Here is a 26,696-nt window from a genome sequence, read left to right as displayed (position 1 = left end):
GTGTCGCCAGCAACTTTTGGCACTTTATCGCAAATTGCTGATTGATATATAGCTATTTCCCCGCAGGCTATTTACCGTTATGTTGAGGCTGGATTCCCGGTCACATTTTTACCTTGAGCGCCAGAAGGCTTTTGGCGGTGTTGGAAGCATTTCATAGAGGAACGTCATGTCGTCATACCATCCACGTCCGCTGCGCGGCAAGCTGGACGCTGTCTGGCAACAATACGGGCAATCGGTGCTGGGTGCACCGCTGCTGTGGTTTCCGGCACCCGCCGCCGATGCCGAAAGCGGGCTGATTATAGCTGGCACGCACGGCGACGAGAATGCCGCGATTGCCACCTTATCGGGCGCGATGCGCACCTTGCCGGAGGCGCTGCGGCGTCATCACGTTGTTCTGGCGGTCAATCCTGATGGTTGTCAGTTAGGGCTGCGCGCCAACGCCAACGGCGTCGATCTTAACCGTAATTTCCCCGCCGCTAACTGGCAGCATGGCGACACGGTGTATCGCTGGAACAGCGAAGCGGATGAGCGTGATGTGGTGCTTTCAACCGGATCTGCGCCCTCTTCCGAACCAGAAACCCGCGCGCTGTGCCAGCTGATTCATCAGATCAAACCGCGTTGGGTGGTTTCGTGGCATGAACCGCTGGCCTGCATTGACGATCCGCACCACAGCGATTTAGCGCAGTGGCTGGCGCAGCAGACCGCGCTGCCGGTGGTGAGCAGCGTGGGTTATGCTACGCCGGGTTCGTTTGGCAGCTGGTGCGACGATCTCGGCCTGTTATGCATTACCGCCGAGATGCCGCCGATTTCGGTGGACGAAGCCACCGAAGTCTATCTGGAAGCGATGATCAATCTGCTGCGCTGGCAGCCAGCGGCTTGAGTACGCCGTGAGAGAAATGCAGCGACGGTTCAACATCGGCCGCAAGCCAGGTTGGACCGTCGAGATCCGCGAAGGTCGCGCGCGCCGTAAGCGGTAATGCCGCACGAATCGCCCGCGACGTGCAGAGCATGCAACCGAGCATAATCGCGAATCCCTGTTGCTGCGCCGCCTCTGCGAGCGCCAGCGCTTCCGTTAATCCACCGGTTTTATCCAGCTTGATATTCACCATCTCATAGCGTCCTTTCAGCTGCGGCAGGCTTTCACGCGTGTGGCAGCTTTCATCGGCGCAGATCGGCAGCGGATGGATAAAGTTGCCCAGCGCGCTGTCTTCTGCGGCCGGCAGCGGCTGTTCCAGCATCGCGACATTGAGGTCGGCCAGCAGCTGACAGCGTGCCGCCAAGCCTTCGGCATGCCAGGATTCGTTGGCATCGACAATCAAAGTCGCGTCCGGTACCGCGCTGCGTATCGCCACCAAACGTTCGCTGATCAGGTGATCATCCATTTTAATCTTCAATAAACGCGCGCCATGTTGCCACAGCGCCTGCGCGCTGCTGGCCATCGCATCTGGCGTATCGATGCTGATGGTATGTGCGGTGACAATCTCGTCAGCCAGTTGCACCGCGCACAATTGCACCAGACTTTCGCCTTGCTGCTGTCGTGCCAGATCCCACAGTGCGCAGTCAATCGCGTTGCGTGCCGCGCCTGCCGGTAACGCCTGTTGCAGCGCTTCTCGCGTCATGCCGCTTTGCAACGCGCTTAGCTGCGAGGCGATCTGCTTGAGCACCGACTCCTCACTTTCACCGTAGCGCGCGTAAGGCGTCGCTTCGCCAACACCTTTAACGCCATCCTGCTCGATTTCCACTACCACAACATGCGCCTCGGTGCGGCTGCCGCGCGAAATAACAAACGGCGAATGTAACGGCCAGGCTTCCGGATAACTCTTCACTGTTCTCATTATTTCTCCTTAAATCCGTCGCTTAAATGCGAGCCGGCTCGATTATCGCCAGGAAATGCGCTCGTAAACCCTTAAAAATTATGTCATAAACAAGCGCTATACCTGTTCTGACGTTCCAAAAGTCAGATATTTCATCGTTAAAAAAGGAAATCGCATGTCTCAGACTGTTCACTTTCAGGGCAATCCGGTGCCGGTTGCAGGCCAGTTCCCACAAGTTGGCGAGCAAGCTAAACCTTTCAACCTGGTCGCAAAAGATCTTACTGACGTATCCCTGTCTAATTATGCAGGCAAACGCAAAGTTCTGAACATTTTCCCAAGCATTGATACTGGCGTGTGTGCGGCATCGGTGCGTAAGTTTAACGAGCGTTCAGGTGAAGCGAACAACACGGTTGTGCTGTGCATCTCCTCCGACCTGCCTTTCGCTCAGTCACGCTTCTGTGGCGCAGAGAACGTCAGCAACGTGATCACGCTCTCTTCCCTGCGCGGCGCTGAGTTCAAAGAAAACTATGGCGTGGCGATTGCTGATGGCCCGCTGAAAGGCCTGACCGCACGTGCGGTGGTGGTGCTGGATGAAAACGATAAAGTGATTTACAGCGAGCTGGTGAATGAAATCACCGAAGAGCCAAACTATGATGCCGCGCTGGCTGCGCTGAAGTAATTCTCTCGCCTGCCAGGCGAAACAGAAAGCACCGAATGATTAACGCGTCGGTGCTTTTTTTTATGCTCGCCTTCAGGATGGCTCTATTTTCAACCTGTTGATTTATCGCGATACGTAGCACTTCTTCCCGTCCTGTTGCATTTTTACTGTGATTCTTGTTACCCGTATCACATTAATTAAAAAACATAAAACCCGTAACAAATCCCGCAATTGTTCCCATCAGCATCGCTACCTATAACTAACCGTCAATTGCACTTAAGCGATTCAAAGACAGGCGGGAATCTTTATGCAAGCAAGCTTATCCATTAAAGAAAAGTTTAGTTACGGCCTCGGTGATATGGCCAGCCATATCGCCATCGATAATGTCATTATTTTTCTCACCTTTTACTACACCGATGTGGTGGGTTTGCCCGCGATCTTTGTCGGCACGCTGTTTTTACTGGCGCGCGTCGCCGATGCGGTGATCGACCCGGCGATGGGGATGGTGGCTGACCGAACCCGTTCACGCTGGGGCAAATTCCGTCCCTGGCTATTGATGCTCGCGTTACCGTTCGGCGTCAGCTGTATGTTGATTTATGCGGTGCCGGAAAGCCTGTCGCTGACTGGCAAGATGATTTACGCCGCCGTGACCTACAGCCTGATGATGCTGATGTACACCGCCATCAATATTCCTTACTGCTCGATGGGGGCGATTATCACCGCCGATGATAATCAGCGCATCTCCCTGCAATCATGGCGCTTCTTCCTCGCCACGCTGGGCGGCGCGATGTCCACTTTCCTGATGATCCCGCTCGCCACCTGGCTGGGCGGCGGTAACAAACTGGACGGTTACTTCGCAGCAATGTCAATAATGGCGACGCTGGCAACCCTGCTGTTTTTTATCTGTTTTCTCAATACACGCGAACGCATCAATGCTCCCGCTAACCACGGCAACTTTCTTGCCGATCTGCGCGATTTGCTGCGTAACGATCAGTGGCGCGTGGTCGCGTTGCTGGTGTTCTGCAATATCTCATTCGGCGTGGTGCGGCTCGGCGCGATGATGTACTACGTCACCTATTTTCTGGGTGATGCCAGCCTCTTCATGTGGCTGCTGGCCGCGCATATTGTCGGCAAAAGCGTCGGTAGCGTGCTGGCGAAACTGCTGACGCGCCGCCTGAACAAAATCACCGCCTTTACGCTCAGCGCCATTACTGCTGGCGTGCTAAGCATCAGCATCGTGTTCCTGCCCGGCTCGCTGGCGCTGTTGGTTGGCATGACATTCATCGTCTCCAGCTTCTATCAGGTCACCACCACATTGATGTGGGTGATGATGGCCGATGTGGTGGATTACGGTGAATATCGTCAGGGAAAACGCCTGGATGGCACCGTCTTCTCGACTCTGCTCGCCGTACTGAAAATGGGCATGGCCATTAGCGGCGCGATTGTAGGCTGGACGCTTGGCCTGAGCGGTTACGTCGCTCAGGCACCGCATCAGCAACCCGCCGCCATGATGGCCATCGTGGCGCTGTTTTCGCTGGTTCCCGGCCTGCTGTCGCTGTTAAGCGCGCTGGCGATGCGCGGCTACAAACTTAACGATGCCACCATGCGCACCATCAATCAGCACAAAGTGTCAACCCAACCGGCTGCCACTGCTTCCCCCCTTTTACAACCACAGGAGTTGTCATGAGTGAATTACGCGCCGAATCCCAGCGTATTATCTGGACATTTGACCGTCAGACGCTGGTTATCGAACCCTGGGGCGCGCATAGCCTGCGAGTACGAGCCACCTGTCAGCCCGAACTGATCGACCATGACTGGGCGTTGTTATCGCCTGCGGCTTGCGAGGTGGAGATCCAGCGCGAGCATGAATCTCTCAGCTTGCGTAACGGCAATATCACCGCCACGCTGAATATTCGCGGCCAGCTGGCTTTCTATAATCAGCACGGTGAATTGCTGCTCGAGGAGTTCTGGCGTCAGCGCAGCACCGTGGGCATCGGTGCCAGCGAAAAGAGCCAGGACAAATACATCAGCGCCCTGAAGCTGGATGCGCGCGCCTTTCGACCGATTCCGGGAGGGAAATATCAGCTGAGCGTGCGCTTTGAAGCGCGTGCCGAAGAGAAAATCTATGGCATGGGCCAGTATCAGCAGGATTGTCTCGATCTGAAAGGCTGCACGCTTGAGCTGGCACAGCGCAATTCGCAGGCCAGCGTGCCGTTTATGGTATCCAATCTGGGCTACGGCTTGCTGTGGCATAACCCGGCCATCGGCGAGGTGACCTTTGGTAAAAACGGCACGCGCTGGCAAGCCGAAGTAACCGATCAGATGGATTACTGGATCACCGCAGGCGACACACCCGCTGAGATCGTGCGTCAGTATGGCCGCGCCACTGGCACAGCACCGATGATGCCCAGCTTCGCGACCGGTTTCTGGCAATGCAAACTGCGCTATCGCACTCAGCAGGAAGTGCTGGAGGTCGCGCGCGAATATCGCCGCCTGCAGCTACCGCTCTCGGTGATCGTCATCGACTTTTTCCACTGGCCAAATCAGGGAACCTGGTGTTTCGATGCGCGCGACTGGCCGGATCCGCGTGCCATGGTGCAGGAGCTGAAAGAGATGGGCATCGAAACCATGGTGTCGGTGTGGCCCACGGTGGATAGCCGCAGTGATAACTATCGTCTGATGAAATCCAAAGGCTTGCTGGTTAACAGCGAGCGCGGCGTATCGGTGAACCTTGATTTTATGGGCAACACCACCTTTTTTGACGCCACGCATCCCGCCGCTCGCGAGTTCGTCTGGCAGGAAGTTAAGCGCAACTATTATGACCACGGCATCCGCACTTTTTGGCTCGACGAAGCAGAGCCAGAATACCGCGCCTACGATTTTGATAATTACCGCTATCATCTCGGCCCGGTACAGGAAGTGGGCAATATCTATCCGCAGCTGTTTGCCCGCGGATTTTATGAAGGTCTGCAACAACAGGGCGAGAGCGAGGTCGTCAATCTGGTGCGCTGCGCCTGGGCGGGCAGCCAGCGTTACGGCGTGCTTGCCTGGTCGGGCGACGTTCACTCCTCGTTCCATGCCTTACGTAATCAGTTTACTGCCGGGCTGAATATGGCGATGGCAGGTATTCCATGGTGGACCACCGACATCGGCGGTTTTCAGGGCGGGAATATTCATGATCCGGCGTTTCATGAACTGTTGATCCGTTGGTTCCAATGGGCGGTATTCTGTCCGGTGATGCGTTTGCATGGTTACCGCGAGCCACAAATTGCACCTGAAGAAGCCTGGCGCGATGGTATTGCGCAGTGTAACAGCGGCTCACCCAATGAGGTATGGAGTTACGGTGAGGAGAATTACGCGCTGATGAAAAGCTGCCTGCTGCAACGTGAGCAGATTCGCCCCTATATTGATGGCCTGATGCGCGAAGCGCATGAGCTCGGTGATCCGGTGATGCGCCCGCTGTTCTATCACTACCCGCAGCAGACAGAGAGCTGGCAAGTGGAAGATCAGTATCTGCTGGGCCGCGACCTCTTGGTCGCGCCAGTACTGCACGCTGGGCAGCGTGAACGTGAAGTGTGGTTACCTGCTGGCGAGCAATGGATTACCCGCAATGGTGAGTGCTATCAAGGCGGCCAACGCATCAGCGTCGCCGCGCCACTGAGGGAAATTCCAGTGTTTACGAGAGCAGGAAGTCAGGTAGACATCCGCGTGCCAGAGTAGATGCACATTTACGATAGGTCGCCATGAATGGCGTAATGCTTGTCAGTTAAGCCCACGATGAATCTTCAGTGCGTGCTGCTGAAAAGGGCTCATTTGCCAGAGGCGCTGGCGCGTCTGCTGCGGCAAAAGGGCCATTCGCAGCGCTGAGGCTTTTATGTTGGGCCAGGAGCCTCGCGCATGGATGCGCGAGGCAGTTCGGGGCCGGCCAGGACGGCCGATCCGCGAACGGTCCGTTGGCACACCGTAGAAGCCGAAGGCACCGCGCTAGCGGCGCGAGGACGGCCCGTGACGCAGCAGATGTGTCAAAGCCCGCACCGAATTTAAAGCAAAATGCTTTCTTAACTGACAGGCTACGCCATAAATGGCGACCGCAGGCAGAACAGCGTTGCGGGATGCACGCGCTCTATTACTCGCTCTCGTTGCGCTTCTGCCCTAACCCATATTCACGCAGCTTATTGGCAATCGCGGTATGCGACACGCCGAGGCGTTTCGCCAGTTTGCGCGTGCTGGGATAAGAGAGATAGAGACGCGTCAGCACCGAACGTTCGAAACGGCTGGTGATATCGTCCAGCGAACCTTCCATCGCCTCTTCGCCCAATGACACATCCAGCGCCTGCTCTGGCAACACAATATCTTGTGGTCCCAGCTCGTAACCTTCCAGCTGCGTCAGCGCGCGGTACAGCGCATTCTTTAACTGGCGTACGTTACCGGGCCAGTTATAACGCGTCAGGAATGGCGTTAGCTGCGATGAGAGGCGCGGACGCGGCAAGCCTTGTTCATCGGCGAAACGCGCGACAAACATTTCGGTGAGCGGCAGAATATCCAGTGGACGTTCGCGCAGCGGCGGCAGATTGAGCGTCAGCACATTCAAGCGATAAAACAGATCTTCGCGGAACTCACCACGCTGCACCAGCTCAATCAAATTCTTCTGCGTGGCGCAAATCACGCGCACATCAACGTGCACTTCATGCTCTTCGCCCACGCGGCGGAACGTGCCGTCGTTGAGGAAACGCAATAGTTTGGTCTGCATGCGTGGCGACATTTCGCCAATCTCATCCAGCAATACCGAGCCGCCGTTAGCCTGCTCGAAGAAGCCTTTCTTGCCTTCCAGCGCATTGGGATATGCACCGGCAGCGTGACCAAATAGCTCGCTCTCCGCCACATCATCCGGCAATGAGGCGCAGTTCAGCGCCAGGAACGGTTTTTTGCCACGCGCGCTACGCAAATGACAGGCGCGTGCCAGCATATCTTTGCCGGTGCCGGTATCACCGACGATCAACAGCGGCGCATCGTGCATCGCCAGTTTGCGCGCCTGATCAATCACCTGACGCATTTTTGGCGTAACCGCCACGATATGATCGAACTCCGATTCATCGGTAACGGTAAGATTCTGCAACTGTCGGCCCATACGCGCCGTCGATTTCAGGGTGATCATCGCGCCGACCGGCAGGTCGCTCTGGCCCTCTTCTTCTGCCAGATAAATTGGTCGCGCTTCCATCAGGAAATCGCGTCCCTGAATCACCACATGCTGCGCCTGTGCGTCAACGCGATCATTCTCCAGCCAGCGCTGGAAATTGAAGCCGGTGATGAGGGTGCCAACGTTTTGATTGCGCAGCTTCTGTTCATCAAGGGTGAACAGATTCTGTGCTGCCGGATTGGCCAGCTCGACTTTGCATTTCAGATCGATGGATAACACCGGTTCTGGCATCGCCACCAGCAGCGCGCTCAATGCGCGATGCTCGCGTTCAGAGGGCATAAACGAAACGGTACGCACATCTGTCACGCCGGGTGTACGGCGGATTTCCGCCATCAGATTACTGAAAGGTTCAAACTCCAGTGCGGTAAAATTGAGGTAAATGCGACCGAGTGGCGCAATTTCGATGCCGCGCAGGTCGATATTGCGGGCAACCAGCAGGTCGAGCAACTCGCGCGCCAGACCGATTCGGTCCTGGCAGAAAACTTCCAAACGCATTGCGATGAGCCTTAGTCAGGTTTTGATTTTAGTGATAATACGCTAACTTGCAGCGCCTCAGAAGAGGCCTGTCAGGAAAAGTTGACAGCCAGAGGCAGGTGATAAAGGGAAGTGTAACGGAGCGACCAACAAAAATCCCGCCGAATATGAGTGGTAACACAGATAATTTTACCTTTCACGCCAGTTGCAGCGTGAAAGGTACGCAAGTGCTGATTATTTAGCAGCCTGCCCTGCTTTATCCCCACTTTTTACCAGGGATTCTTTCAGCTGACCGATTAACTCGCGACGGAAATCGCCCAGACGCGGCTTATCATCTTCCAGCCACGGTAACGGGCGACACAGCTCCATCGCTTTAATGCCGAGACGTGCTGTGAGCAAACCGGCACCAATCCCTTGCGCAGCGCGGGTTGACAGGCGTGCGGCAAGATCCTGTGACATCCAATCCATCCCGACTTCACGCACCAGTTCGGAAGCCCCGGCAAACGCCATATTGAGCAGCACTAAGCGGAACAGGCGGATGCGGCTAAAGTAGCCCAGCTCAATGCCATAGATCGCCGCGATGCGATTGACCAGCCGCAGATTGCGCCAGGCGATAAACGCCATGTCGACCAAAGCCAGCGGGCTGACGGCGATCATTAACGTCGATTCGGCGGCGTGACGGCTTATTTCCCGGCGCGCCTGACGATCCAGCACTGGCTGCACCAGTTGGGCATATAAGGTGACGATTTCACGATCGTTGTGGGTTTCATGCAGCGCCGCATGCCAGCGCTGCAGTGCAGGATGCGCCTGATCAAGCTGCGCCTGTTGCGCCAGCTTTTCACAGAACGCACGGCCTTTGCCGACGCCGTGACTGTGCAGCAATTCGCGGCCAATATCGCGCTCTTCGGCCCGCTGACGCAGACGATATAAACGCCGCCATTCGCCAATCAGCGCACCCGCCCCCGCGGCGACAATCAATGTGCCCGCCACGCCGGTGCCGAGGGTAAACCAGTCGCGCACCAGCCACGCATCGTGCAGCGTTTGCGCGCCCTGCGCCACCACGCTGACGCCGAAAATAGCGAGGCCAACGCCCACCATTTTACGCCACAGGCTGCGCTTCGGCCGCAGCGCGGCTTCCACCACTTTTTCGCCTTCGCCCTCTTCCAACGGCTCGGCTTCCGCCGTGGCGAGAAAGGCTTTCTCGCTGTCCGCGCTAAAGGTTTGTGCGGCGCGCAGCGGTTTTTCCGCTTCCACCGTCAGCGGACGGGCAAAATCAATGCGTCCTTTCAAAGGTGTTTCGTCGCTCATCGCAATTTATCTCCCAGTAAAAATTCCAGCGCGGCATCCATGCGAATGTGCGGCAGCGGGCGATCGACATCCAGCTGCTGCGGCCGGAACTGTTCAAACTGAAATCCCTGCTGCTGCCAGAAATTGTGGCCAGGCAAGCGCGGCGGCACTTCGCCAGGATAGAACGTCAGCGCTTCATTATCGGCAAGACGATGACCGCGTAACGCCGGTAATTTCTCGCCACGATGATCAACCAGCCCACTTTCTGTGGCCTGCACCGAGGCTAAACCGAGGCAATCCATATTAATGCCTTCGAACGCCGCATTCTGCCACGCGTCCTGCACCAGTTGCTGCAGCAGCGACACCATATTGGCGTGCTGATCCGAAGTCACATGATCGGCTTTGGTGGCGGCAAAAAGCAGCTTATCGATTACCGGAGAGAAAAGACGGCGGAACAGCGTGCGCTGACCGTAATGAAAGCTCTGCATCAGTTGCGTTAAGGCGAGGCGCATATCGTTAAACGCTTGCGGCCCGCTGTTAAGCGGTTGCAGACAATCGACCAGCACGATTTGGCGATCGAAGCGCAGGAAATGATTTTTATAGAATCCTTTCACCACGTGCTGGCAGTAATAGTTGAAACGCTGCTGCAGCATGGCGAAGTTGCTGCCTGCTGGCGCTTGCGCCAGCTTGCTAACCTGCATCTCGTCGACCTGCGGCCACGGGAAGAACTGCAGCGCGGGCGCGCCGGCCATATCGCCCGGCAATACAAAGCGGCCCGGCTGGATAAAGTGCAAACCTTCGCTTTTGCATTGGTGCAGATAGTCGGTCCAGGCAGCGGCAATCGCTGCCAGACGATTTTCATCGGCGGGCGCAGAAGGATCGAGATCGGCGCACAAGCTGCGCCATTGTGCTGACCAGCCCGCGCGATCGCCCTGCAGCAAGCCCACCATCTGGCGTGACCAGCTGAGATAATCCTGCGCCAGCATCGGCAGATCCAGCAGCCATTCGCCGGGGTAATCGACAATTTCAAGGTAGAGCGTGGCGGTATCTTTGAAATGGCGCAGCAGCGATTCATCCGGACGATAGCGCAGCGCCAGACGCATTTCGCTCACACCACGCGTCGGCGTCGGCCACATCGGCGGCGTGCCGTACAGTTGCGCCAGACCTTCGTCGTAGGTGAAACGCGGCGTGCCGAGTTCACGCTGCGGCACGCGCTTGACGCCCAGCAGGCGATCTTCGCGCACCACGGAAAACAGCGGCAAACGTGCGCCGCTGTGGACATTGAGAAGCTGGTTAACCAGCGAAGTGATAAACGCGGTTTTACCGCTACGGCTTAAACCGGTTACAGCCAGGCGCAGATGGCGGTCAACACCGCGGTTCATCAACGCCACAAATTCATTTTGCAGTCTTTTCATCGTTCTCCCTGATGAATCGTGCCGATAAGCGTTTAAACGCTTTGCTCAGCAACGGTTCCAGGGCGGCCGCCAGCAACAGGCGCAGCGGACGGCGCGCCACCGATTTCACCGCCCAGCCAGCGATACCGCCGGGCCCGTAAGTTACTGCACTAATGATGATAAATTTCCCCGCCGACATCAACGCAGGTGTCGCGCGACGGCGCAGAGCAGTAAAACGTTGAGTTTGCATAGAGCCTCTTATCACAATAGAAGAAGTGGGCCCGAAAGCCCGGGAATTTAGATCTGGCGAAAGCGGCTGCGCACGCTAAACGTCTCTGAAGTGACGTAGCGTTCAACTTCACGCACCTTTCGCTCATCGCTTTGCAGCGTTGTTTCCAGCTCGTCGAGCAGTTCACGTGCGCTGGGTGCCCGTTCAGATGTCGCATCAACGGGTTTCTCGTCCAGCACAAAGCCCAAAATAAAATAGGGGACGATGGTGAACATAAACAGCCCAAGGAACAGCGACAGCACCACAATCACACGCAGCAAGCGCACCGGAATGTCGAGGTATTCGGCGATACCCGCGCAGACGCCGCGTACTTTGCCCTGCTGCGGAATGCGCCACAGTTTACGGCCATTCATCATGGTTGCCTCCAGTTTGGATGTTCGGCATCCAAAATGGCTTCCAGTGCTTCAACACGCTCACGCATGCGGCGCGCATCCTGGGTAATTTGTTGCAAACGCTGCAGGTCACTCGACGATAGATCGGCGCCGCCGTTGCGTTTGTTGCTGTAATGCAGCCATAACCAAATTGGTGCGACAAACAGCACGAAAATCGTTAAAGGTATGGCTAAAAAAAGTGCGCTCATTGACTCTCCTTAATCACTAACACCATTTTTAACTCGGGCCCGCAATCAGGCCCGTGGCGATCACTCAGGGCGGTTCATTTTAGCTTTCAACGCGGCCAGCTGCTGGCTGATTTCATCATCGGCTTTCAGCTCGGCGAACTCCTGATCCAGACCTTTTGGTTTACCAAAACGCTGGCTTTCTGCTTCTGCTTCCATGTGATCGATGCGACGTTCAAAGGATTCGAAACGTGCCATCGCATCATCAATCTTGCCGCTGTCGAGCTGACGACGCACATCACGTGATGACGATGCTGCCTGATGGCGCAGCGTTAACGCCTGCTGACGCGCACGGGTTTCAGTGAGTTTTTTCTCCAGCTCACCGATCTCGCCTTTCATGCGGTCCAGCGTCTCTTCAACCTGGGTCGATTCCTGCTGCAGCGCAGCAATCAAATCGGTCAGCTTTTGCTTCTCAATTAAAGCAGCACGCGCCAGATCTTCTTTACCTTTATTAATCGCCAGCTCCGCTTTTTCCTGCCATTCGGCCTGCTGAATTTCAGCCTGCTCGCTGCGGCGCAGCAGCTGTTTCTTTTCGGCCAGCGCACGGGCTGAGGTTGAACGGACTTCTACCAGCGTATCTTCCATTTCCTGAATCATCAGGCGTACCAGTTTCTGCGGATCTTCGGCGCGCTCCAGCAGAGAGTTGATGTTAGCGTTCACGATGTCGGCGAAACGAGAAAAAATACCCATAATGATGTTCCTCAAATTTTGTGTGTAGGTGCGCGAGGCGCCCTTCACTAATACAATTCGCGTGCCAACTTTTAATTTATTGATTTTACACGATTTGTTTATTTTACATCCGCCTGGACATCGCTTAAGGTAGTGAAATTGATTAATCAGTGGCGAATTTCATCATGGCGAACAGTTCAGACAACCTGTTAGGCGAATCGAATAACTTTCTGGAGGTACTGGAACAGGTTTCGCGCTTAGCGCCGCTGGAAAAACCGGTGCTGGTGATTGGCGAGCGCGGCACCGGCAAAGAGCTGATTGCCAGCCGCCTGCATTATTTGTCAAACCGCTGGGAAGGTCCGTTTGTTTCGCTGAACTGCGCCGCGCTAAATGAAAACCTGCTCGATTCCGAACTCTTCGGTCATGAAGCTGGCGCGTTTACCGGGGCGCAAAAACGCCATCTGGGACGCTTCGAACGCGCCGATGGCGGCACGCTGTTTCTTGATGAACTCGCCACCGCGCCGATGCTGGTGCAGGAGAAATTGCTGCGCGTGATTGAATACGGACAGCTGGAACGCGTTGGCGGTAATCAATCTTTGCAGGTGAACGTGCGTTTGGTGTGCGCCACCAATGAAGATCTGCCGGCGCTTGCCGCCGCCGGTAAATTCCGCGCCGACCTGCTCGATCGCCTCGCCTTTGATGTGGTGCAGCTGCCGCCGCTGCGTGAACGCCGCAGCGACATACTGGTGATGGCCAACCATTTCGCCATTCAGATGTGCCGCGAACTGGGCTTGCCGCTGTTCCCTGGCTTCAGCGATCGCGCTCAGCTGACGTTGCTCAATCACAGCTGGCCCGGCAACGTGCGTGAACTGAAGAACGTGGTCGAGCGTTCGGTTTATCGCCATCACAGCGCCGACGATGAGCTGGATAACATTATCATTAACCCGTTCGCCCCCCGCACGCCGCCCGCCGACGTCATTGCCCAAGCGGACGTATCTGCCTTGCCTTCGCTGCCGCTGGATTTGCGTCAATGGCAAAATCAACAGGAACGCGAGCTGGTCGAAGCGAGTTTACAGCAAGCCAAATACAACCAGCGCCGCGCCGCCGAGTTATTGCGTGTGACGTATCACCAATTACGCGCCATGATGAAGAAGCACGGGATTCAGGCCCGCGACGAGGATTAGCCAAATCGCCATAAACGTCGCCTATACGTATTCATTTGATTTTTCTTTTTTAAAGCAAATCGCACGGTGTTTTTTTCTAACTGTTTCGAGTGGATGCAAGGCGGCAAGCGAGGACATCCCTGGGAGCATACATAAGTATGTGACCAGGGTGGACGAGCGCAGCCAACGAGGCAGCCGCTCGAAACAGGACGAAAAAAAGCCCGCGGGTTAACGCGGGCAACTAATACTGGAAGCAATGTGAGCAATGTCGTGCTCTTCTTCGGTAGAGCCACCGTCGAAGCGCTGAAGAATAATAATCATTCTTATTATCATCTGTAAACCCCTAATTGAGAATTTTTCTCATCTCCACACAGAGATTGTGATTACCCCATCGCCAGTTTGACGAAAAACACAGCAGAAGCGTCGCGAATTTGGGGAGTACGTGGCGTTTAAGATACACTCACGCTATTGCCTCAGAATCGTTGAGTTCTATGCCAAAATTATTCCCCTCTCTGCTGCTGGGTCTCAGCATGATGAGCGCGTCAGCGTGGGCCGCGCCAACGGACAACATCCGCAACAGCGGTTTTGTCTATTGCGTTAACGGCACGGTTAATACCTTCAATCCACAAATGGTCAGCAGCGGCTTAGTCGTTGATACGCTGGCGGCGCAGCTGTATGACCGGCTGCTGGACGTGGATCCTTATACTTATCGGCTGATTCCCGACCTCGCCCAGAGCTGGGAAGTGCGTGATAACGGCGCAACCTACCGTTTTCACCTGCGTAAAGATGTCGCCTTCCAGCACACCAACTGGTTTAAACCGACGCGGAAAATGAACGCCGATGATGTGGTGTTCAGTTTTGCACGCATGTTTGATCGCAAGCATCCGTGGCACAACGTCAACGGCGGCAGCTATCCCTATTTTGATAGCCTGCAGTTTGCCGATTCAGTGCAGAGTGTGAAAAAGCTGGATAGCGATACGGTTGAAATCCGCCTGAACAGCCCGGACGCCTCATTCTTGTGGCATATCGCGACGCATTACGCGCCGATTTTGTCGCAGGAGTACGCCAATAAACTCAGCGCTAAAGGCCAGCAGGAACAGCTGGACCGCGAACCGGTCGGCACCGGCCCGTTCCAGCTGAGCGAATATCGCACCGGACAATATCTCCGCCTGGCGCGTAATCCGCAGTACTGGAAAGGCGTGCCGCGTCTGCAGCAGGTGGTGATTGATTTGGGCGTCGGCGGCACCGGAAGGTTATCCAAACTGCTGACCGGCGAATGCGATGTGCTGGCCTATCCCGCCGCCAGCCAGCTGAGCATTTTGCGTGACGATCCGCGCCTGCGCATGACGCTGCGTCCCGGCATGAACATCGCCTATCTGGCGTTCAACACGCGCAAACCGCCACTGGATCGCCCGGAAGTGCGTCACGCGCTGGCGCTGGCGATCAATAACGAACGCCTGATGGAGTCGATCTATTACGGCACCGCCGAAACTGCCGCCTCCATTTTGCCGCGTGCGTCCTGGGCGTATGACAACGATGCGCGCGTCACCGAATACAATCCGGCTAAAGCGCGTGAAGAGTTGAAAGCGCTGGGGCTGGAAGATTTACATTTACGTTTAGTGGTGCCCTCTTCCTCGCAGTCGTGGAATCCCAGCCCGCTAAAAACCGCTGAATTGTTGCAAGCGGATTTGGCTCAGGTTGGCGTGCGCGTCACTATCGCGCCGGTGGAAGGCCGCTTCCAGGAAGCGCAGTTGATGGAGATGAACCATGACCTCACGCTCACCGGCTGGGCAACCGACAGTAACGATCCCGACAGTTTCTTCCGTCCGCTGTTAAGCTGCGCGGCGATCCGTTCGCAAACCAACTACGCACACTGGTGCTCGCCCGCCTTTGATGAGGCTTTGCAGCATGCACTGTTGTCCCAGCAGCTATCGGCGCGCATTGACAGCTATGACAAGGCTCAGCAGATTTTGGCGCAGGAGTTGCCGGTGCTGCCGCTGGCGTCATCGCTGCGTTTGCAAGCCTATCGGCATGATATCAAAGGCCTGGTTTTGAGCCCGTTTGGTAACGCTTCGTTCGCTGGCGTTTACCGCGATGAGAGCAGCGAGGAGTAAGCATGATTATCTATATTCTGCGTCGCGTGGTGCTGCTGCTCATCACCCTGTTTTTGCTGTCGCTGGTGAGCTTCAGTCTGAGCTACTTCACACCAAATGCCCCGCTCGAAGGCGCATCGCTGTTTGATGCGTGGTGGTTCTGGTTCAAGGGCTTGCTGCAGTTCGATTTTGGCGTCTCCAGCACCAACGGCCAGCCGATTGATCTTCAGCTGCGCGAAGTGTTTCCCGCCACGCTGGAGCTGTGCGTAATGGCATTTATTCTGGCGCTACTGGTGGGGATTCCGCTGGGAATTTGCGCCGGCGTGATGCGCAAAAAATGGCAGGATAAAGCCATTAGCGCACTGGCGCTGCTTGGCTTCTCGATGCCGGTATTCTGGCTGGCGCTGCTGTTTACGCTGTTCTTCTCGTTAACGCTCGGCTGGTTGCCGGTGTCCGGACGTTTCGACCTGCTCTATCCGGTACAAAACGTTACCGGCTTTGCGCTGATTGATGCCTGGCTAAGCCCGTCGCCGTGGCGTCATGAAATGCTGGTCAGCGCCTTAACGCACATGATTCTGCCGGTGGTCGTTCTCGCCGTTGCGCCTGCTACCGAGATGATCCGCTTACTGCGCAGCAGCACCAGCGATGTGATGGACAAAAACTACGTCAAAGCCGCCGCCACGCGCGGCCTGTCGCGCTTCACGGTGATCCGCCGCCACGTGCTGCACAATGCGCTGCCGCCGGTGATTCCGCGCCTTGGGCTGCAATTTTCCACCATGCTGACATTGGCGATGATCACCGAGGTGGTGTTCAACTGGCCGGGCCTCGGCCGCTGGCTGATTAACGCCATTCGCCAGCAGGATTACGCGGCGATTTCCGCTGGCGTGATGGTGGTGGGCGGTCTGGTGATTCTGGTCAGCGTGTTATCCGATATTCTGGGTGCGGCGCTTAACCCGCTGAAACATAAGGAATGGTATGCCCTTAGATAATGTCTACGACGAGAAGCGGCTGCCCAGCACGCTGCGTCGCAGCTGGCAGCGCTTGTATCGCGATACCAGCGGCATGGTCGGCTTGTACGGCTTTGGCCTGCTGCTGTTCCTGTGCCTGTTTGGCGGCCTGCTGGCGCCGTATGGCATCGATCAGCAATTCCTGGGTTATCAGCTGCTGCCGCCATCGTGGTCGCGCTACGGCGATGTCTCCTTTTTCCTCGGCACCGACGATTTAGGCCGTGATGTGCTGAGCCGCCTGCTGAGCGGCGTAGCGCCGACCGTGGGATCGGCGATTTTGGTGACGGTGCTGGCGGCAATTTGTGCGCTGGTGCTTGGCGTGTTTGCCGGTATCACGCACGGCATGCGCTCGGCGGTGATGAATCACGTGCTGGATACCTTACTGTCGATTCCCTCGCTGCTGCTGGCGATTATCGTGGTGGCATTTCTCGGCCCGCGCCTGGAACACGCGATGCTGGCGGTATTTCTCGCGTTGATCCCACGTCTGGTGCGCGAGATCTATACTGCTGTGCATGATGAGATGGAAAAAGAGTATGTGGTGGCGCTGCGTCTTGATGGCGCGCGCAACCTGAATATCTTGTGGAATGCGGTGCTGCCTAACGTGCTGCCGCTGCTGGTGAGCGAATTTACCCGCTCGCTGTCGATGGCGATTCTGGACATCGCCGCACTCGGTTTCCTCGATCTTGGCGCGCAGCTGCCCTCGCCCGAATGGGGTGCGATGCTGGGTGACGCGCTGGAGCTGATCTACGTTGCGCCGTGGACGGTCATGCTGCCGGGCGTGGCGCTGATGGTCAGCGTGTTGATCGTTAACCTGCTGGGCGACGGCATTCGTCGCGCTGTAGAAGCGGGAGTTGAATAATGCCGCTACTGGATATCCGTAACCTGACCATCGAATTTATGACCGCTGACGGTCCGGTCAAAGCGGTTGATCGCATCAACCTGACGCTAAGCGAAGGCGAAATCCGCGGTTTGGTGGGTGAATCGGGTTCAGGCAAAAGTCTGATCGCCAAAGCAATTTGCGGCGTCACTAAAGATAACTGGCGCGTCACCGCCGATCGCATGGTGTTTGATGATATTGATCTGCTGCGCCTGTCACCGCGCGAACGCCGTCGGATCGTCGGCCATAACGTGTCGATGATTTTTCAGGAGCCGCAATCCTGTCTTGATCCGTCAGAAAGTATTGGTCGCCAGCTGATGCAGGCGATTCCGCGTTGGACGCACAAAGGCCGCTGGTTTAAACGTCTGTGGTTCTGGCGCAAAGTGCGCGCCATTGAGCTGCTGCATCGCGTCGGCATCAAAGATCATAAAGACATCATGCGCAGTTTCCCGTATGAACTCACCGACGGCGAATGCCAAAAGGTGATGATCGCCATCGCGCTGGCCAATCAGCCGCGTTTGCTGATCGCCGATGAACCAACCAATGCGATGGAGCCGACCACGCAGGCGCAAATTTTCCGCCTGCTGAGCCGCCTCAATCAGAATAACAACACCACCATTTTGCTGATCAGCCACGATCTGCGCACCATGAGCCACTGGGCCGACCGCATTAATGTGATGTATTGCGGCCAGACGGTGGAGATCGCGCAGAGCGAAGAGTTAATGGAGTCACCGCATCATCCTTACACGCAGGCGCTGATCCGGGCGATGCCCGATTTCGGTAGCGCGCTGCCGCACAAAAGCCGCCTGAACACGCTTTCTGGCGCGATTCCGTCGCTGGAACATCTGCCGATTGGCTGTCGTCTGGGGCCGCGCTGCCCGTATGCGCAGCGTAAGTGCATCGAAACACCGCGCCTGACCGGCAATAAAGCGCATCTGTTTGCTTGTCACTTCCCGCTGAATATGGAGAGCCAGTAAACATGGAAACGCTGCTGGAAGTGCGCAACCTGAGTAAAACCTACCGCTATCGCACCGGTTTGTTCCGTCGTCAGCACGTTGAGGCGGTGAAAGGCGTCAGTTTTACCCTGCGTGAAAAACAGACGCTGGCGGTGATTGGTGAAAACGGTTCGGGAAAATCGACGCTGGCAAAAATGCTCAGCGGCATGGTCGAGCCGAGCGAGGGCGAAATGCTGATTGACGATCATCCGCTGGAGTACGGTGATTATGGTTATCGCAGCCAGCGCATTCGCATGATTTTTCAGGATCCCTCAACCTCGCTGAATCCGCGCCAGCGCATCAGCCAGATACTCGATTTCCCGCTGCGCCTGAATACCGAGCTGGATGATGACGCGCGTGAAAAACGCATTATCGCCACGCTGCGTCAGGTCGGTTTGCTGCGCGACCACGCCGGATACTATCCGCACATGCTGGCGCCGGGCCAGAAGCAGCGCCTGGCGCTGGCGCGAGCGCTGATTCTGCAGCCAAAAGTGATCGTCGCCGATGAAGCCCTTGCCTCGCTGGATATGACCATGCGTTCGCAACTGGTGAACCTGATGCTTGAACTGCAGGAGAAGCACGGCATCGCCTATATTTATGTCACGCAGCATCTCGGCATGATGAAGCACATCAGCGATCAGGTGCTGGTGATGCATCAGGGCGAAGTGGTCGAGCGCGGCGGCACCGCCGATGTATTGGCCTCGCCGCTGCACGATCTCACCAAACGCCTGATCACCAGCCACTTTGGTGAAGCCTTAACCGCTGAAGCCTGGCGCCGCGAGCGTTAAGGCGCCGAAAACGCGGTGCGATTTACCGCATTTATAGAGACGTGCTAGACTTCGCACGAGATTAACGTCGGTCGCCTGTTTTTCAACCACCGCGACCGCCAACAACAATGACCAAAAGGATTACAGCTATGGGTTTTCTTTCCGGTAAGCGCATTCTGATTACTGGCGTTGCCAGTAAACTCTCAATCGCCTACGGTATTGCGCAGGCGATGTACAAACAGGGCGCAGAACTGGCTTTCACCTACCAGAACGACAAATTGAAAAGTCGTGTGGAAGAGTTTGCTAAAGATCTGGGTTCAGACATTGTTCTGCCATGCGATGTGGCGGAAGACGAGAGCATCACTGCGCTGTTCACCGAACTGGCAAAAACCTGGCCGAAATTTGACGGTTTCGTTCACTCCATCGGTTTCGCACCTGGCGATCAGCTGGATGGCGATTACGTGAATGCCGTGACCCGTGAAGGCTTCAAGATCGCTCACGACATTAGCGCGTACAGCTTTGTTGCGATGGCGAAAGAGTGCCGTGCGATGCTGAACCCGAATTCCGCCCTGCTGACCTTGTCTTACCTGGGTGCAGAGCGCGCCATCCCGAACTACAACGTGATGGGTCTGGCGAAAGCGTCTCTGGAAGCTAACGTACGCTACATGGCGAACGCGATGGGTCCAGAAGGCACGCGTGTTAACGCCGTTTCTGCCGGTCCAATCCGTACGCTGGCTGCATCAGGCATCAAAGATTTCCGTAAAATGCTGGCGCACTGCGAAGCGGTTACCCCGATTCGTCGTACCGTTACCATCGAAGACGTGGGTAACTCAGCTGCATTCCTGTGCTCTGATCTGGCGGGTGGTATCACCGGTGAAGTGGTACACGTTGATGGCGGCTTCAGCATTGCCGCAATGAACGAGCTGGAACTGAAATAAGATTTACCCAAGGTCGCCTTTCATGGCGACCTCCTCTTCAAATAACGCCCTCCTTATACTCGTAAGCTATTAATTATTCCCCAACATTCTTTTGCCGTGGACAGCCGTTCAGCGACGATAAGCTAGCCCTTTGTTGCATGCCTGCTTTTCAGATTCGCACGCTGTGCAGCAAGTCCGTTTTTAGCGCAAGGAATGACCATGGAACAACGCCGTTCTCCCGGCCATGACCACTGGTTTTATGAAAGCCAGACTCGCCCGAATAGCACCGCCACTGCGCCGCTGGTGCCCGAAGCCGCCTATATCGACGATCGTTTCTTACTCGGTTTGCAACAGGAAGCGACCGCGTTACAGCCGCTGCTGTCGCGTTTTCAGCCTGCGTTATTGGCCGCGCGCGATCTCAGCCAGATTCTGTTTCCCGACACGCTTGCCACCAGTTTGACCCACACTTTAACGCTGTACGATCGCCTCAGCACTGCGCTGACGGTGGCGCAGGTCGCAGGTGTGCAGCGCTTGTGCAATCACTACTCCGCCCGGCTCAATCCGTTGCCGGGCCCGGACTCGTCACGCGAAAGTAATAATCGCCTGACGCAAATCACCCAATATGCGCGTCAACTGGCGATGCAGCCGGAACTGATCACCGCCAGCAGCATCAGCGCGCTGGACGCGGTGGGCTTAACCGAGCCCGATATCGTCACGCTGAATCAACTGGTGGGATATGTCAGCTATCAGTCACGCGTGGTGGCATCGCTGCAGGCGATGATGGGCTTGCCGGTGCGCTGGATTCCGGGCGTAACACCGCCGCCGGACGCCAGCGCAGCGCTGTTTACCGGCAACGACGGCTGGCAGCACGCGTTGAAACCGGTTGAACTGCGCTATGCCAGCGCCGATCAACTGGCGGCGGTTACTTTCTGTCAGGGTATCGAGGGATTGGATGATGCCATTTGGCTGCTGGTGCACGATGCGCAAGTGCTGTATGGCTTCGCCACGCTAAAACAGCGGCTGAGTGAACATTTTGCCGGGGATGAAGCGCTGGCGCAGGCGGTTAGCGCACGCGTGCTGGGTTGTCGACGTCAGTTTGATTTTGTTACCGATGAATGGCGTGACGCACTGCTGCAGGATGTCGAAAGCGCTGGCGCAGCATCGCCGGTGATTTCACTCAGCGCCCAGCTCACGCGCCTGCCCGACCGCTTCAGCGCTGCACATTTGCAGCCGCTGCTGAACGCGGGCTGGGGCAGCGAACGCATCTTCACGCTGTTGCAAGCGGTGGCTTTCGCCAGCTGGCAGGATCGCCTGCTGATGGCGCTCGGCGAACCCCGTTAATCGGGCAGATGTCGCCGCGCTTCATCAAAGAAATGCTGAGCCAGCGGCGATGCTCTGCCCGGCTCGGCAATCACTAATGCCGCCTGCCGGCCCATCGGCGCCATTTCAATCGGCCGTCGCGCCAGATTCTGCATCAGCTCCGGCAACAGATGCCCGCATGGCGACACCATCACGCCTAAACCAACCTGCGCACTTTGCAGCAGTTGCATGATCGACGCGCTCTCAACGATCACGCGTGGGATCAAGCCGGTTTCCCGCAGCTGCCCATCAAGATAGCGTCGAAAATAGCGCGTGGGTTCTGCCAGACACAGCGGCTGGCAGGCAAGCGTGCCGAGCGAGATGTTCTCTTGTTCCAGCAGCGCCGGAAAGTGCGCCGGATTGAACAGCGCCTCGACACCAGGATCTTTCAACAGCGCAGTTTGAAAATGCAGCTCGCGCAGTGACGTCAGTTCAAAAAAGCCGATACCGCCATCCACGGTGTGGCTGTTAAGCGCTTCCAGCAGCTGATCGGCGCTCATCGCGGCCACGCGATAATCCAGCTGTGGATAACGCGCTTCAACCGCTTTCAACAACGCAGGCAGCGCCACGCTGCACTGCGGCATAACACCCAGCCGCAAGGTGCCGTTGACGCCATGCTTGAGCGACTCCACTTCCAGCTTCAATCCCTGATACACCGAAACAATTTCTCGCGCCCAGGTCAGTACGCGCTCGCCTTCTGGCGTAAAGCCATCGAAATTATTACTGCGGTTGATCAGCGACAGCCCTAATTCGCGTTCGAGGTTTTTCAGGCGCATCGATAGCGTCGGCTGGCTGACAAAGCTGACCTCTGCCGCGCGGCCAAAGTGGCGTTCGCGTTCAAGATTTGTCAGATAGATTAATTGTTTGATGTCCATGGAAAGCAGAATTGGCTGGAAAACAGCAGTGTATCATGGCGGTTGCTGCTGCGCTGCGCCCACGCGCAGCGGCTATTGTGTTACGCCACACCCAAGGCACTTTTTACGTCGTTGGCGATCTTCTCGACCTGCGGGCCGTAAATCACCTGGATATCGTGTTCGCTGACGCGATTGATGCCGTTCGCGCCGGTGGTCAGTAACGTTTGATCGACCACCTCATTCATCTGTTTGACCCGCACGCGCAGCCGGGTGAAGCAGCAATCGACGTCCTCTATATTGGCTTCGCCGCCCAGCCCGCTGATGATCACTTTGGTGCGCTCATCCGCCGCCACCTGTTCGGGTTTGTGTTCTTCATCGGATTCCCGTCCCGGCGTTTCAACCCGCATCCGCGTGATGACAAAACGGAAACCGTAGTAGTAAATCGGCACATAAATTACGCCGAGCACAATCGTCCACCACCAGTGCGTTTTGCTGCCACCGAGAATGCCGAACACCACCAGATCGATGGCGCCGCCCTGCACGTTGCCAATCATCAAATGCAGCATCGACATCAACATAAATGACAGGCCGGTTAATAGCGCATGCAGGATATACAGCACCGGCGACACGAAGATGAAACAGAACTCCAGCGGCTCGGTGATGCCGGTGGTAAAGGAAGTCAGTGCACCGGCCAGCACCAGCGCTTTAACGCGCTGCTTATGCTCAGGGCGTGCGGTGTGGTAAATCGCCAGCGCGGCGGCCGGTAAGCCAAACATCATTACCGGAATTTTGCCCTGCGCGAGGAACTGCGTCGCGCCGCGCACCGTATCGTCCGGGATGGCGCCGGGATGCGTTAGCGAGGTGTTGAAGATGTTCAGCGCGCCGACGATGCTTTGTCCATCAACCGTTGCCATGCCGCCAATCGGTGTGAAGCGCACGGTTTCGTTGAGGATATGGTGCAAACCGGTGGGAATCAGTAAGCGTTCGCTGGTGCCAAGCAGGAAGGCGCCGTATTGCCCGCTTTTACCAATCATCAAACCCACCCACGCGATGCCTTCGCCGATGGTCGGCCAAATCAACGCCAGCAGCACGCCCACCAGCGGCAGCACCACCACGGTCACGATCGGCACAAAGCGGCGTCCACCAAAGAAACTGATCGCCGTCGGCAGTTGCTGAGTGTAAAAACGGTTATGCAGCAGCACGGTAATCAATCCAGCAATCACGCCGCCCAGCACGCTCATGTTGTAAGTGAAGATGCCGAGCATGTCGATGTATTCGGCCGACGTCATCATCGCTGCGGTTTGATCCATACCCGCTTTCTGCAGCGCTTCTGGCGTGGTGGTAGCGGCCGTCAAACCTTTCGACGCCAGCGTGGAGCTGATTCCGACATTCATGGCGATATAGCCAATTACGGCGGTAAAGGCGGCGGTCGGTTTCTCCGCTTTCGCCAGCCCGATGGCGCTGGCCACCGCAAAGAACAGCGGCAAATTGGCGAACAGCGCGCCCGCCACCTTGCGGATAAACCCGATAATCAGCTGTGGCACCTGCAGACTGGCGAAGGCATCGCCGGTGATGGCCGGATTTTGCATTGCGGCGGCCAGGCCAAGAAAGATCCCTGCGGCAGCAATCACCGAGATGGGCATCATTAAGGCTTTACCGAAGGCGTGAATTTGGCTTGCCAGATTCTTCATGCTGCGTGCCCTTTTCAGAATGGAAAGAGCAATTATTAGTCAGTTATCTCAGCAGCACGTAACTGCCGCCCCTTAACAGCCGGGAAAGTTTGACTTAGGTCACGCTTTACGTGCGTTTCACGATAAACGCCGCCTATCGCACCATTAAACCAATCAATTAGACAACTTTTAAGGAGAGTCGCACACTTCCCGCCAACAGAAGACATATTCTGATAACAACTCATAAACAAATAAGCCTGCAACTATGAAATTTAAACGTAAGATTCAACCCTATCGCGCTGCTGCGGGCGGCTGGGGTTCATTGGAAGCCACCACCCGTTTCGTCCTTGATAGTAAAGCTGCCCTGAAGAACATGCGAAACCTGATGCGCATGAATAAAGCGCGCGGTTTCGACTGCCCAGGTTGCGCATGGGGCGATGACAACAAAAGCACCTTCAGCTTCTGTGAAAACGGAGCAAAAGCGGTGACGTGGGAAGCCACGCGTCGTGTGGTTGCGCCGGAATTTTTTGCCCAGCACAGCGTCAGCACCCTTTACCAGCAGAGCGATTACTTCCTTGAGTATCAGGGACGCTTAACCCATCCGATGCGCTACAACAGCGCGACCGACCACTACGAACCGATCAGCTGGGACGATGCGTTAGCCTTGATTGCTCGCCATTTGAAGTCGATGGATCATCCAAATCAAATGGAGCTTTACACCTCCGGCCGCGCCAGCAATGAAGCATCCTGGCTTTATCAGCTGTTTGGCCGTGTGATGGGCACCAACAACTTCCCCGACTGCTCGAACATGTGCCACGAAGCCAGCGGCACCGGCCTGAAACGCAGCATCGGCGTGGGTAAAGGCACCATTCGTCTGGACGATTTTGATCACGCCGACGCGATTTTCGTGTTGGGTCAGAATCCGGGCACCAACCATCCGCGCATGCTGCACAGCCTGCGGCACGCGGCCGATCACGGCGCGAAAATCGTCACCTTTAACACGCTGCGCGAGCGCGGCCTCGAGCGTTTTGCCGATCCGCAAAAGCCGCTAGAGATAGTCACGTCGATGGCGGGCACCATCAGTTCCGCCTATTACCAACCTAATCTGGGCGGCGATATGGCAGCGGTGCGCGGCATGGTGAAAGCCCTGCTTGAGCTACAGCGTGCACGTTTGGCTGCCGGTGAAGAAGGCATTTTCGATCAGGCTTTTATCGATGCCAACACCCACGGTATTGACGAGTATCTTGCCGCCGTCGATAACACCCGCTGGGACGATATCGTGCGCCAATCCGGTCTGAGCGAAGTGCAGATTCGTGAAGCGGCGGCGATTTATCAAAGTGCTGAACGCGTGATTGTCACCTGGGCGATGGGCATTACTCAGCATAAACACTCGGTGGATACCGTTCGCGAGATCACCAACCTGCAGCTACTGTTTGGTCAGTTGGGCAAGAAAGGCGCAGGCCTGTGTCCGGTACGCGGCCACAGTAATGTGCAGGGCAACCGCACCATGGGCATCGATGAGAAACCGGGCAAGCCGTTCCTCGATGCCCTCGGCGCGCACTTTGATTTCGAACCCCCGCGCGAGCATGGTCACAACACCGTTGAGGCGCTGAACGCGATGCTACGTGACGAAGTGAAAGTGCTGATTGCGCTGGGCGGCAACCTCGCGGCGGCCGCACCGGATTCACCAGTCACCGAAGAAGCGTTGCAGCATTGCGGTTTGACCGTGCACATCAGCACCAAACTCAATCGCAGCCATTTGGTGCCAGGCCGCGAAGGGCTGATTCTGCCAACGCTGGGCCGTACCGAACGCGATCGCCAGGCAAGCGGCAATCAGTACATCACCGTGGAAGACTCGTTCAGCATGGTGCACGCCTCAGAAGGCGTCGGCATTCCCCTGGCGGAGACGCAGCGCTCTGAAACCGCGATTGTGGCTGGCATCGCCCATGCGACATTAGGCAGCGATAAAATCGACTGGCTGGCGATGGCAGGCAATTACGATCTGATTCGCGATCACATCGCCGCCACGATTCCCGGCTTTGCTAATTTCAATAATAAGTGCGACATTCCGGGCGGTTTCTACCTGGGTAGCGCTGCCGCCGAGCTGCGCTTCAATACGCCAAGCAAACGCGCCGAGTTCAGCGCCGCCGCCCTGCCAACGTCGCTGTTCCCGCAGTTGGGCGATGTCGCGGTGCCGTTCACGCTGCAAACGCTGCGTTCACACGATCAGTACAACACCACGATTTACGGCCTCGATGACCGTTATCGTGGCGTGTACGGTCAGCGCGAAGTGGTGTTTATCCATCCGGATGATATGGCGTCGCTGGGCTTCACTGAAGGCCAGTTGGTGGATATCGAGACGCTGTGGAATGACGGTTTAACCCGTCGCGTCAGCGGTTTCAAGCTGGTGCCGTATAACATTCCGCGCGGTAACCTCGCGGCGTATTATCCGGAAACCAACCCGCTGGTGCCGCTCTCGAGTTTTGGCGACGGCAGCGGCACACCGACCTCAAAATCGGTGCCGGTGAAGCTGACATTAAGCGCCGCCACACCGTCACAACGTATCGCCTGACCAAAGCGTTATCAGAAGGTAAAA

The 26,696-nt window shown here is 56.5% G+C and carries 23 protein-coding genes; 13 read left to right on the top strand and 10 right to left on the bottom strand.

Annotated elements, in window-relative coordinates:
- Positions 1 to 166: 166 nt before the first annotated feature.
- Positions 167 to 880, top strand: coding sequence for a murein tripeptide amidase MpaA (gene mpaA, locus K5Y33_RS05255; RefSeq protein ID WP_222233378.1), 714 nt, complete (start codon positions 167 to 169; stop codon positions 878 to 880).
- Here mpaA and ycjG read toward each other — a convergent pair.
- Positions 849 to 1,835: an L-Ala-D/L-Glu epimerase gene (ycjG, locus tag K5Y33_RS05250; RefSeq protein ID WP_192233972.1), complete on the bottom strand. Its 987-nt coding sequence runs from the start codon at positions 1,833 to 1,835 to the stop codon at positions 849 to 851. The genes mpaA and ycjG overlap by 32 nt on opposite strands.
- 154 nt (positions 1,836 to 1,989) lie before the next feature.
- Here ycjG and tpx point away from each other — a divergent pair, with 154 nt between their 5' ends.
- The 3 genes from tpx (at position 1,990) to K5Y33_RS05235 (ending at position 6,192) form a co-directional block, all read left to right on the top strand.
- Positions 1,990 to 2,493, top strand: coding sequence for a thiol peroxidase (gene tpx / locus K5Y33_RS05245; protein ID WP_222233377.1), 504 nt, complete (start codon positions 1,990 to 1,992; stop codon positions 2,491 to 2,493).
- A 286-nt stretch (positions 2,494 to 2,779) separates the two neighbouring features.
- Positions 2,780 to 4,159 carry a glycoside-pentoside-hexuronide (GPH):cation symporter gene (locus tag K5Y33_RS05240; protein ID WP_222233376.1) on the top strand — a complete coding sequence of 460 codons (1,380 nt, stop codon included), beginning with the start codon at positions 2,780 to 2,782 and terminating at the stop codon, positions 4,157 to 4,159.
- A complete protein-coding gene (locus K5Y33_RS05235; RefSeq protein WP_222233375.1) occupies positions 4,156 to 6,192 on the top strand; it encodes a glycoside hydrolase family 31 protein in 2,037 nt (678 codons plus the stop codon). Before K5Y33_RS05240 ends, K5Y33_RS05235 begins: the two co-directional genes overlap by 4 nt.
- Positions 6,193 to 6,598: 406 nt before the next feature.
- Here K5Y33_RS05235 and tyrR read toward each other — a convergent pair whose 3' ends face one another.
- The 7 genes from tyrR to pspA form a co-directional block, all read right to left on the bottom strand.
- Positions 6,599 to 8,164, bottom strand: a complete 1,566-nt coding sequence (tyrR, locus tag K5Y33_RS05230) for a transcriptional regulator TyrR (RefSeq protein WP_101764295.1) — start codon at positions 8,162 to 8,164, stop codon at positions 6,599 to 6,601.
- A 213-nt stretch (positions 8,165 to 8,377) separates the two neighbouring features.
- A complete protein-coding gene (locus tag K5Y33_RS05225; protein ID WP_110866230.1) occupies positions 8,378 to 9,451 on the bottom strand; it encodes a YcjF family protein in 1,074 nt (357 codons plus the stop codon).
- Positions 9,448 to 10,845, bottom strand: coding sequence for a YcjX family protein (locus tag K5Y33_RS05220; protein ID WP_222233374.1), 1,398 nt, complete (start codon positions 10,843 to 10,845; stop codon positions 9,448 to 9,450). Before K5Y33_RS05220 ends, K5Y33_RS05225 begins: the two co-directional genes overlap by 4 nt.
- Positions 10,826 to 11,074 (bottom strand): phage shock protein PspD, encoded by a 249-nt coding sequence (gene pspD / locus K5Y33_RS05215; protein ID WP_007888070.1) that lies wholly within the window; start codon positions 11,072 to 11,074, stop codon positions 10,826 to 10,828. The genes K5Y33_RS05220 and pspD overlap by 20 nt, the downstream gene beginning before the upstream one ends.
- A gap of 47 nt (positions 11,075 to 11,121) precedes the next feature.
- Positions 11,122 to 11,469 (bottom strand): envelope stress response membrane protein PspC, encoded by a 348-nt coding sequence (gene pspC, locus K5Y33_RS05210; RefSeq protein ID WP_222233373.1) that lies wholly within the window; start codon positions 11,467 to 11,469, stop codon positions 11,122 to 11,124.
- Positions 11,466 to 11,693: an envelope stress response membrane protein PspB gene (pspB, locus tag K5Y33_RS05205; protein ID WP_007888081.1), complete on the bottom strand. Its 228-nt coding sequence runs from the start codon at positions 11,691 to 11,693 to the stop codon at positions 11,466 to 11,468. Before pspB ends, pspC begins: the two co-directional genes overlap by 4 nt.
- A gap of 60 nt (positions 11,694 to 11,753) precedes the next feature.
- Positions 11,754 to 12,419: a phage shock protein PspA gene (gene pspA / locus K5Y33_RS05200; RefSeq protein ID WP_008106471.1), complete on the bottom strand. Its 666-nt coding sequence runs from the start codon at positions 12,417 to 12,419 to the stop codon at positions 11,754 to 11,756.
- 164 nt (positions 12,420 to 12,583) lie between these two features.
- On the opposite strand from pspA, the gene pspF reads away from it, so the two are divergent.
- The 8 genes from pspF (at position 12,584) to K5Y33_RS05160 (ending at position 21,558) form a co-directional block, all read left to right on the top strand.
- Complete coding sequence (gene pspF / locus K5Y33_RS05195; RefSeq protein ID WP_137385865.1) at positions 12,584 to 13,582, top strand: phage shock protein operon transcriptional activator; 999 nt, start codon at positions 12,584 to 12,586, stop codon at positions 13,580 to 13,582.
- Between the two features lie 470 nt (positions 13,583 to 14,052).
- The gene (gene sapA / locus K5Y33_RS05190) at positions 14,053 to 15,675 is read left to right on the top strand and encodes an ABC transporter substrate-binding protein SapA (protein ID WP_110866234.1); all 1,623 of its coding nucleotides are present in this window, start codon (positions 14,053 to 14,055) and stop codon (positions 15,673 to 15,675) included.
- A gap of 2 nt (positions 15,676 to 15,677) precedes the next feature.
- Positions 15,678 to 16,643 carry a putrescine export ABC transporter permease SapB gene (gene sapB, locus K5Y33_RS05185; protein ID WP_101764290.1) on the top strand — a complete coding sequence of 322 codons (966 nt, stop codon included), beginning with the start codon at positions 15,678 to 15,680 and terminating at the stop codon, positions 16,641 to 16,643.
- Complete coding sequence (gene sapC, locus K5Y33_RS05180) at positions 16,630 to 17,520, top strand: putrescine export ABC transporter permease SapC (protein WP_101764289.1); 891 nt, start codon at positions 16,630 to 16,632, stop codon at positions 17,518 to 17,520. The genes sapB and sapC overlap by 14 nt, the downstream gene beginning before the upstream one ends.
- A complete protein-coding gene (gene sapD, locus K5Y33_RS05175) occupies positions 17,520 to 18,515 on the top strand; it encodes a putrescine export ABC transporter ATP-binding protein SapD (protein ID WP_222233372.1) in 996 nt (331 codons plus the stop codon). The genes sapC and sapD overlap by 1 nt, the downstream gene beginning before the upstream one ends.
- Positions 18,516 to 18,517: 2 nt before the next feature.
- Positions 18,518 to 19,321, top strand: a complete 804-nt coding sequence (gene sapF, locus K5Y33_RS05170) for a putrescine export ABC transporter ATP-binding protein SapF (RefSeq protein ID WP_110866235.1) — start codon at positions 18,518 to 18,520, stop codon at positions 19,319 to 19,321.
- 128 nt (positions 19,322 to 19,449) lie between these two features.
- A complete protein-coding gene (gene fabI, locus K5Y33_RS05165) occupies positions 19,450 to 20,238 on the top strand; it encodes an enoyl-ACP reductase FabI (protein ID WP_222233371.1) in 789 nt (262 codons plus the stop codon).
- Positions 20,239 to 20,436: 198 nt separating this feature from the next.
- Positions 20,437 to 21,558 (top strand): oxidoreductase, encoded by a 1,122-nt coding sequence (locus K5Y33_RS05160; protein ID WP_222233370.1) that lies wholly within the window; start codon positions 20,437 to 20,439, stop codon positions 21,556 to 21,558.
- On the opposite strand, the gene K5Y33_RS05155 is transcribed toward K5Y33_RS05160, so the two are convergent.
- Both K5Y33_RS05155 and K5Y33_RS05150 read right to left on the bottom strand, forming a co-directional pair.
- Positions 21,555 to 22,451 carry a LysR family transcriptional regulator gene (locus K5Y33_RS05155; RefSeq protein WP_222233369.1) on the bottom strand — a complete coding sequence of 299 codons (897 nt, stop codon included), beginning with the start codon at positions 22,449 to 22,451 and terminating at the stop codon, positions 21,555 to 21,557. The genes K5Y33_RS05160 and K5Y33_RS05155 overlap by 4 nt on opposite strands.
- A gap of 80 nt (positions 22,452 to 22,531) precedes the next feature.
- The gene (locus K5Y33_RS05150) at positions 22,532 to 24,121 is read right to left on the bottom strand and encodes a PTS transporter subunit EIIC (protein ID WP_222233368.1); all 1,590 of its coding nucleotides are present in this window, start codon (positions 24,119 to 24,121) and stop codon (positions 22,532 to 22,534) included.
- 244 nt (positions 24,122 to 24,365) lie between these two features.
- Here K5Y33_RS05150 and K5Y33_RS05145 point away from each other — a divergent pair, with 244 nt between their 5' ends.
- A complete protein-coding gene (locus tag K5Y33_RS05145) occupies positions 24,366 to 26,672 on the top strand; it encodes an FdhF/YdeP family oxidoreductase (protein WP_222233367.1) in 2,307 nt (768 codons plus the stop codon).
- Positions 26,673 to 26,696: the final 24 nt, after the last annotated feature.

The organism is Pantoea sp. DY-17, assembly GCF_019795975.1.
GTDB classification, from domain to species: domain Bacteria; phylum Pseudomonadota; class Gammaproteobacteria; order Enterobacterales; family Enterobacteriaceae; genus Pantoea; species Pantoea leporis.
The sequence above is the reverse complement of the archived record's forward strand: the minus strand, read 5'-3'. Positions and strand labels throughout refer to the sequence as shown.

Coding starts and splice junctions, on each gene's coding strand:
- mpaA (WP_222233378.1), top strand. CDS start 167: ATGTCGTCATACCATCCACGTCCGCTGCGCGGCAAGCTGGACGCTGTC.
- ycjG (WP_192233972.1), bottom strand. CDS start 1,835: ATGAGAACAGTGAAGAGTTATCCGGAAGCCTGGCCGTTACATTCGCCG.
- tpx (WP_222233377.1), top strand. CDS start 1,990: ATGTCTCAGACTGTTCACTTTCAGGGCAATCCGGTGCCGGTTGCAGGC.
- K5Y33_RS05240 (WP_222233376.1), top strand. CDS start 2,780: ATGCAAGCAAGCTTATCCATTAAAGAAAAGTTTAGTTACGGCCTCGGT.
- K5Y33_RS05235 (WP_222233375.1), top strand. CDS start 4,156: ATGAGTGAATTACGCGCCGAATCCCAGCGTATTATCTGGACATTTGAC.
- tyrR (WP_101764295.1), bottom strand. CDS start 8,164: ATGCGTTTGGAAGTTTTCTGCCAGGACCGAATCGGTCTGGCGCGCGAG.
- K5Y33_RS05225 (WP_110866230.1), bottom strand. CDS start 9,451: ATGAGCGACGAAACACCTTTGAAAGGACGCATTGATTTTGCCCGTCCG.
- K5Y33_RS05220 (WP_222233374.1), bottom strand. CDS start 10,845: ATGAAAAGACTGCAAAATGAATTTGTGGCGTTGATGAACCGCGGTGTT.
- pspD (WP_007888070.1), bottom strand. CDS start 11,074: ATGCAAACTCAACGTTTTACTGCTCTGCGCCGTCGCGCGACACCTGCG.
- pspC (WP_222233373.1), bottom strand. CDS start 11,469: ATGATGAATGGCCGTAAACTGTGGCGCATTCCGCAGCAGGGCAAAGTA.
- pspB (WP_007888081.1), bottom strand. CDS start 11,693: ATGAGCGCACTTTTTTTAGCCATACCTTTAACGATTTTCGTGCTGTTT.
- pspA (WP_008106471.1), bottom strand. CDS start 12,419: ATGGGTATTTTTTCTCGTTTCGCCGACATCGTGAACGCTAACATCAAC.
- pspF (WP_137385865.1), top strand. CDS start 12,584: ATGGCGAACAGTTCAGACAACCTGTTAGGCGAATCGAATAACTTTCTG.
- sapA (WP_110866234.1), top strand. CDS start 14,053: ATGCCAAAATTATTCCCCTCTCTGCTGCTGGGTCTCAGCATGATGAGC.
- sapB (WP_101764290.1), top strand. CDS start 15,678: ATGATTATCTATATTCTGCGTCGCGTGGTGCTGCTGCTCATCACCCTG.
- sapC (WP_101764289.1), top strand. CDS start 16,630: ATGCCCTTAGATAATGTCTACGACGAGAAGCGGCTGCCCAGCACGCTG.
- sapD (WP_222233372.1), top strand. CDS start 17,520: ATGCCGCTACTGGATATCCGTAACCTGACCATCGAATTTATGACCGCT.
- sapF (WP_110866235.1), top strand. CDS start 18,518: ATGGAAACGCTGCTGGAAGTGCGCAACCTGAGTAAAACCTACCGCTAT.
- fabI (WP_222233371.1), top strand. CDS start 19,450: ATGGGTTTTCTTTCCGGTAAGCGCATTCTGATTACTGGCGTTGCCAGT.
- K5Y33_RS05160 (WP_222233370.1), top strand. CDS start 20,437: ATGGAACAACGCCGTTCTCCCGGCCATGACCACTGGTTTTATGAAAGC.
- K5Y33_RS05155 (WP_222233369.1), bottom strand. CDS start 22,451: ATGGACATCAAACAATTAATCTATCTGACAAATCTTGAACGCGAACGC.
- K5Y33_RS05150 (WP_222233368.1), bottom strand. CDS start 24,121: ATGAAGAATCTGGCAAGCCAAATTCACGCCTTCGGTAAAGCCTTAATG.
- K5Y33_RS05145 (WP_222233367.1), top strand. CDS start 24,366: ATGAAATTTAAACGTAAGATTCAACCCTATCGCGCTGCTGCGGGCGGC.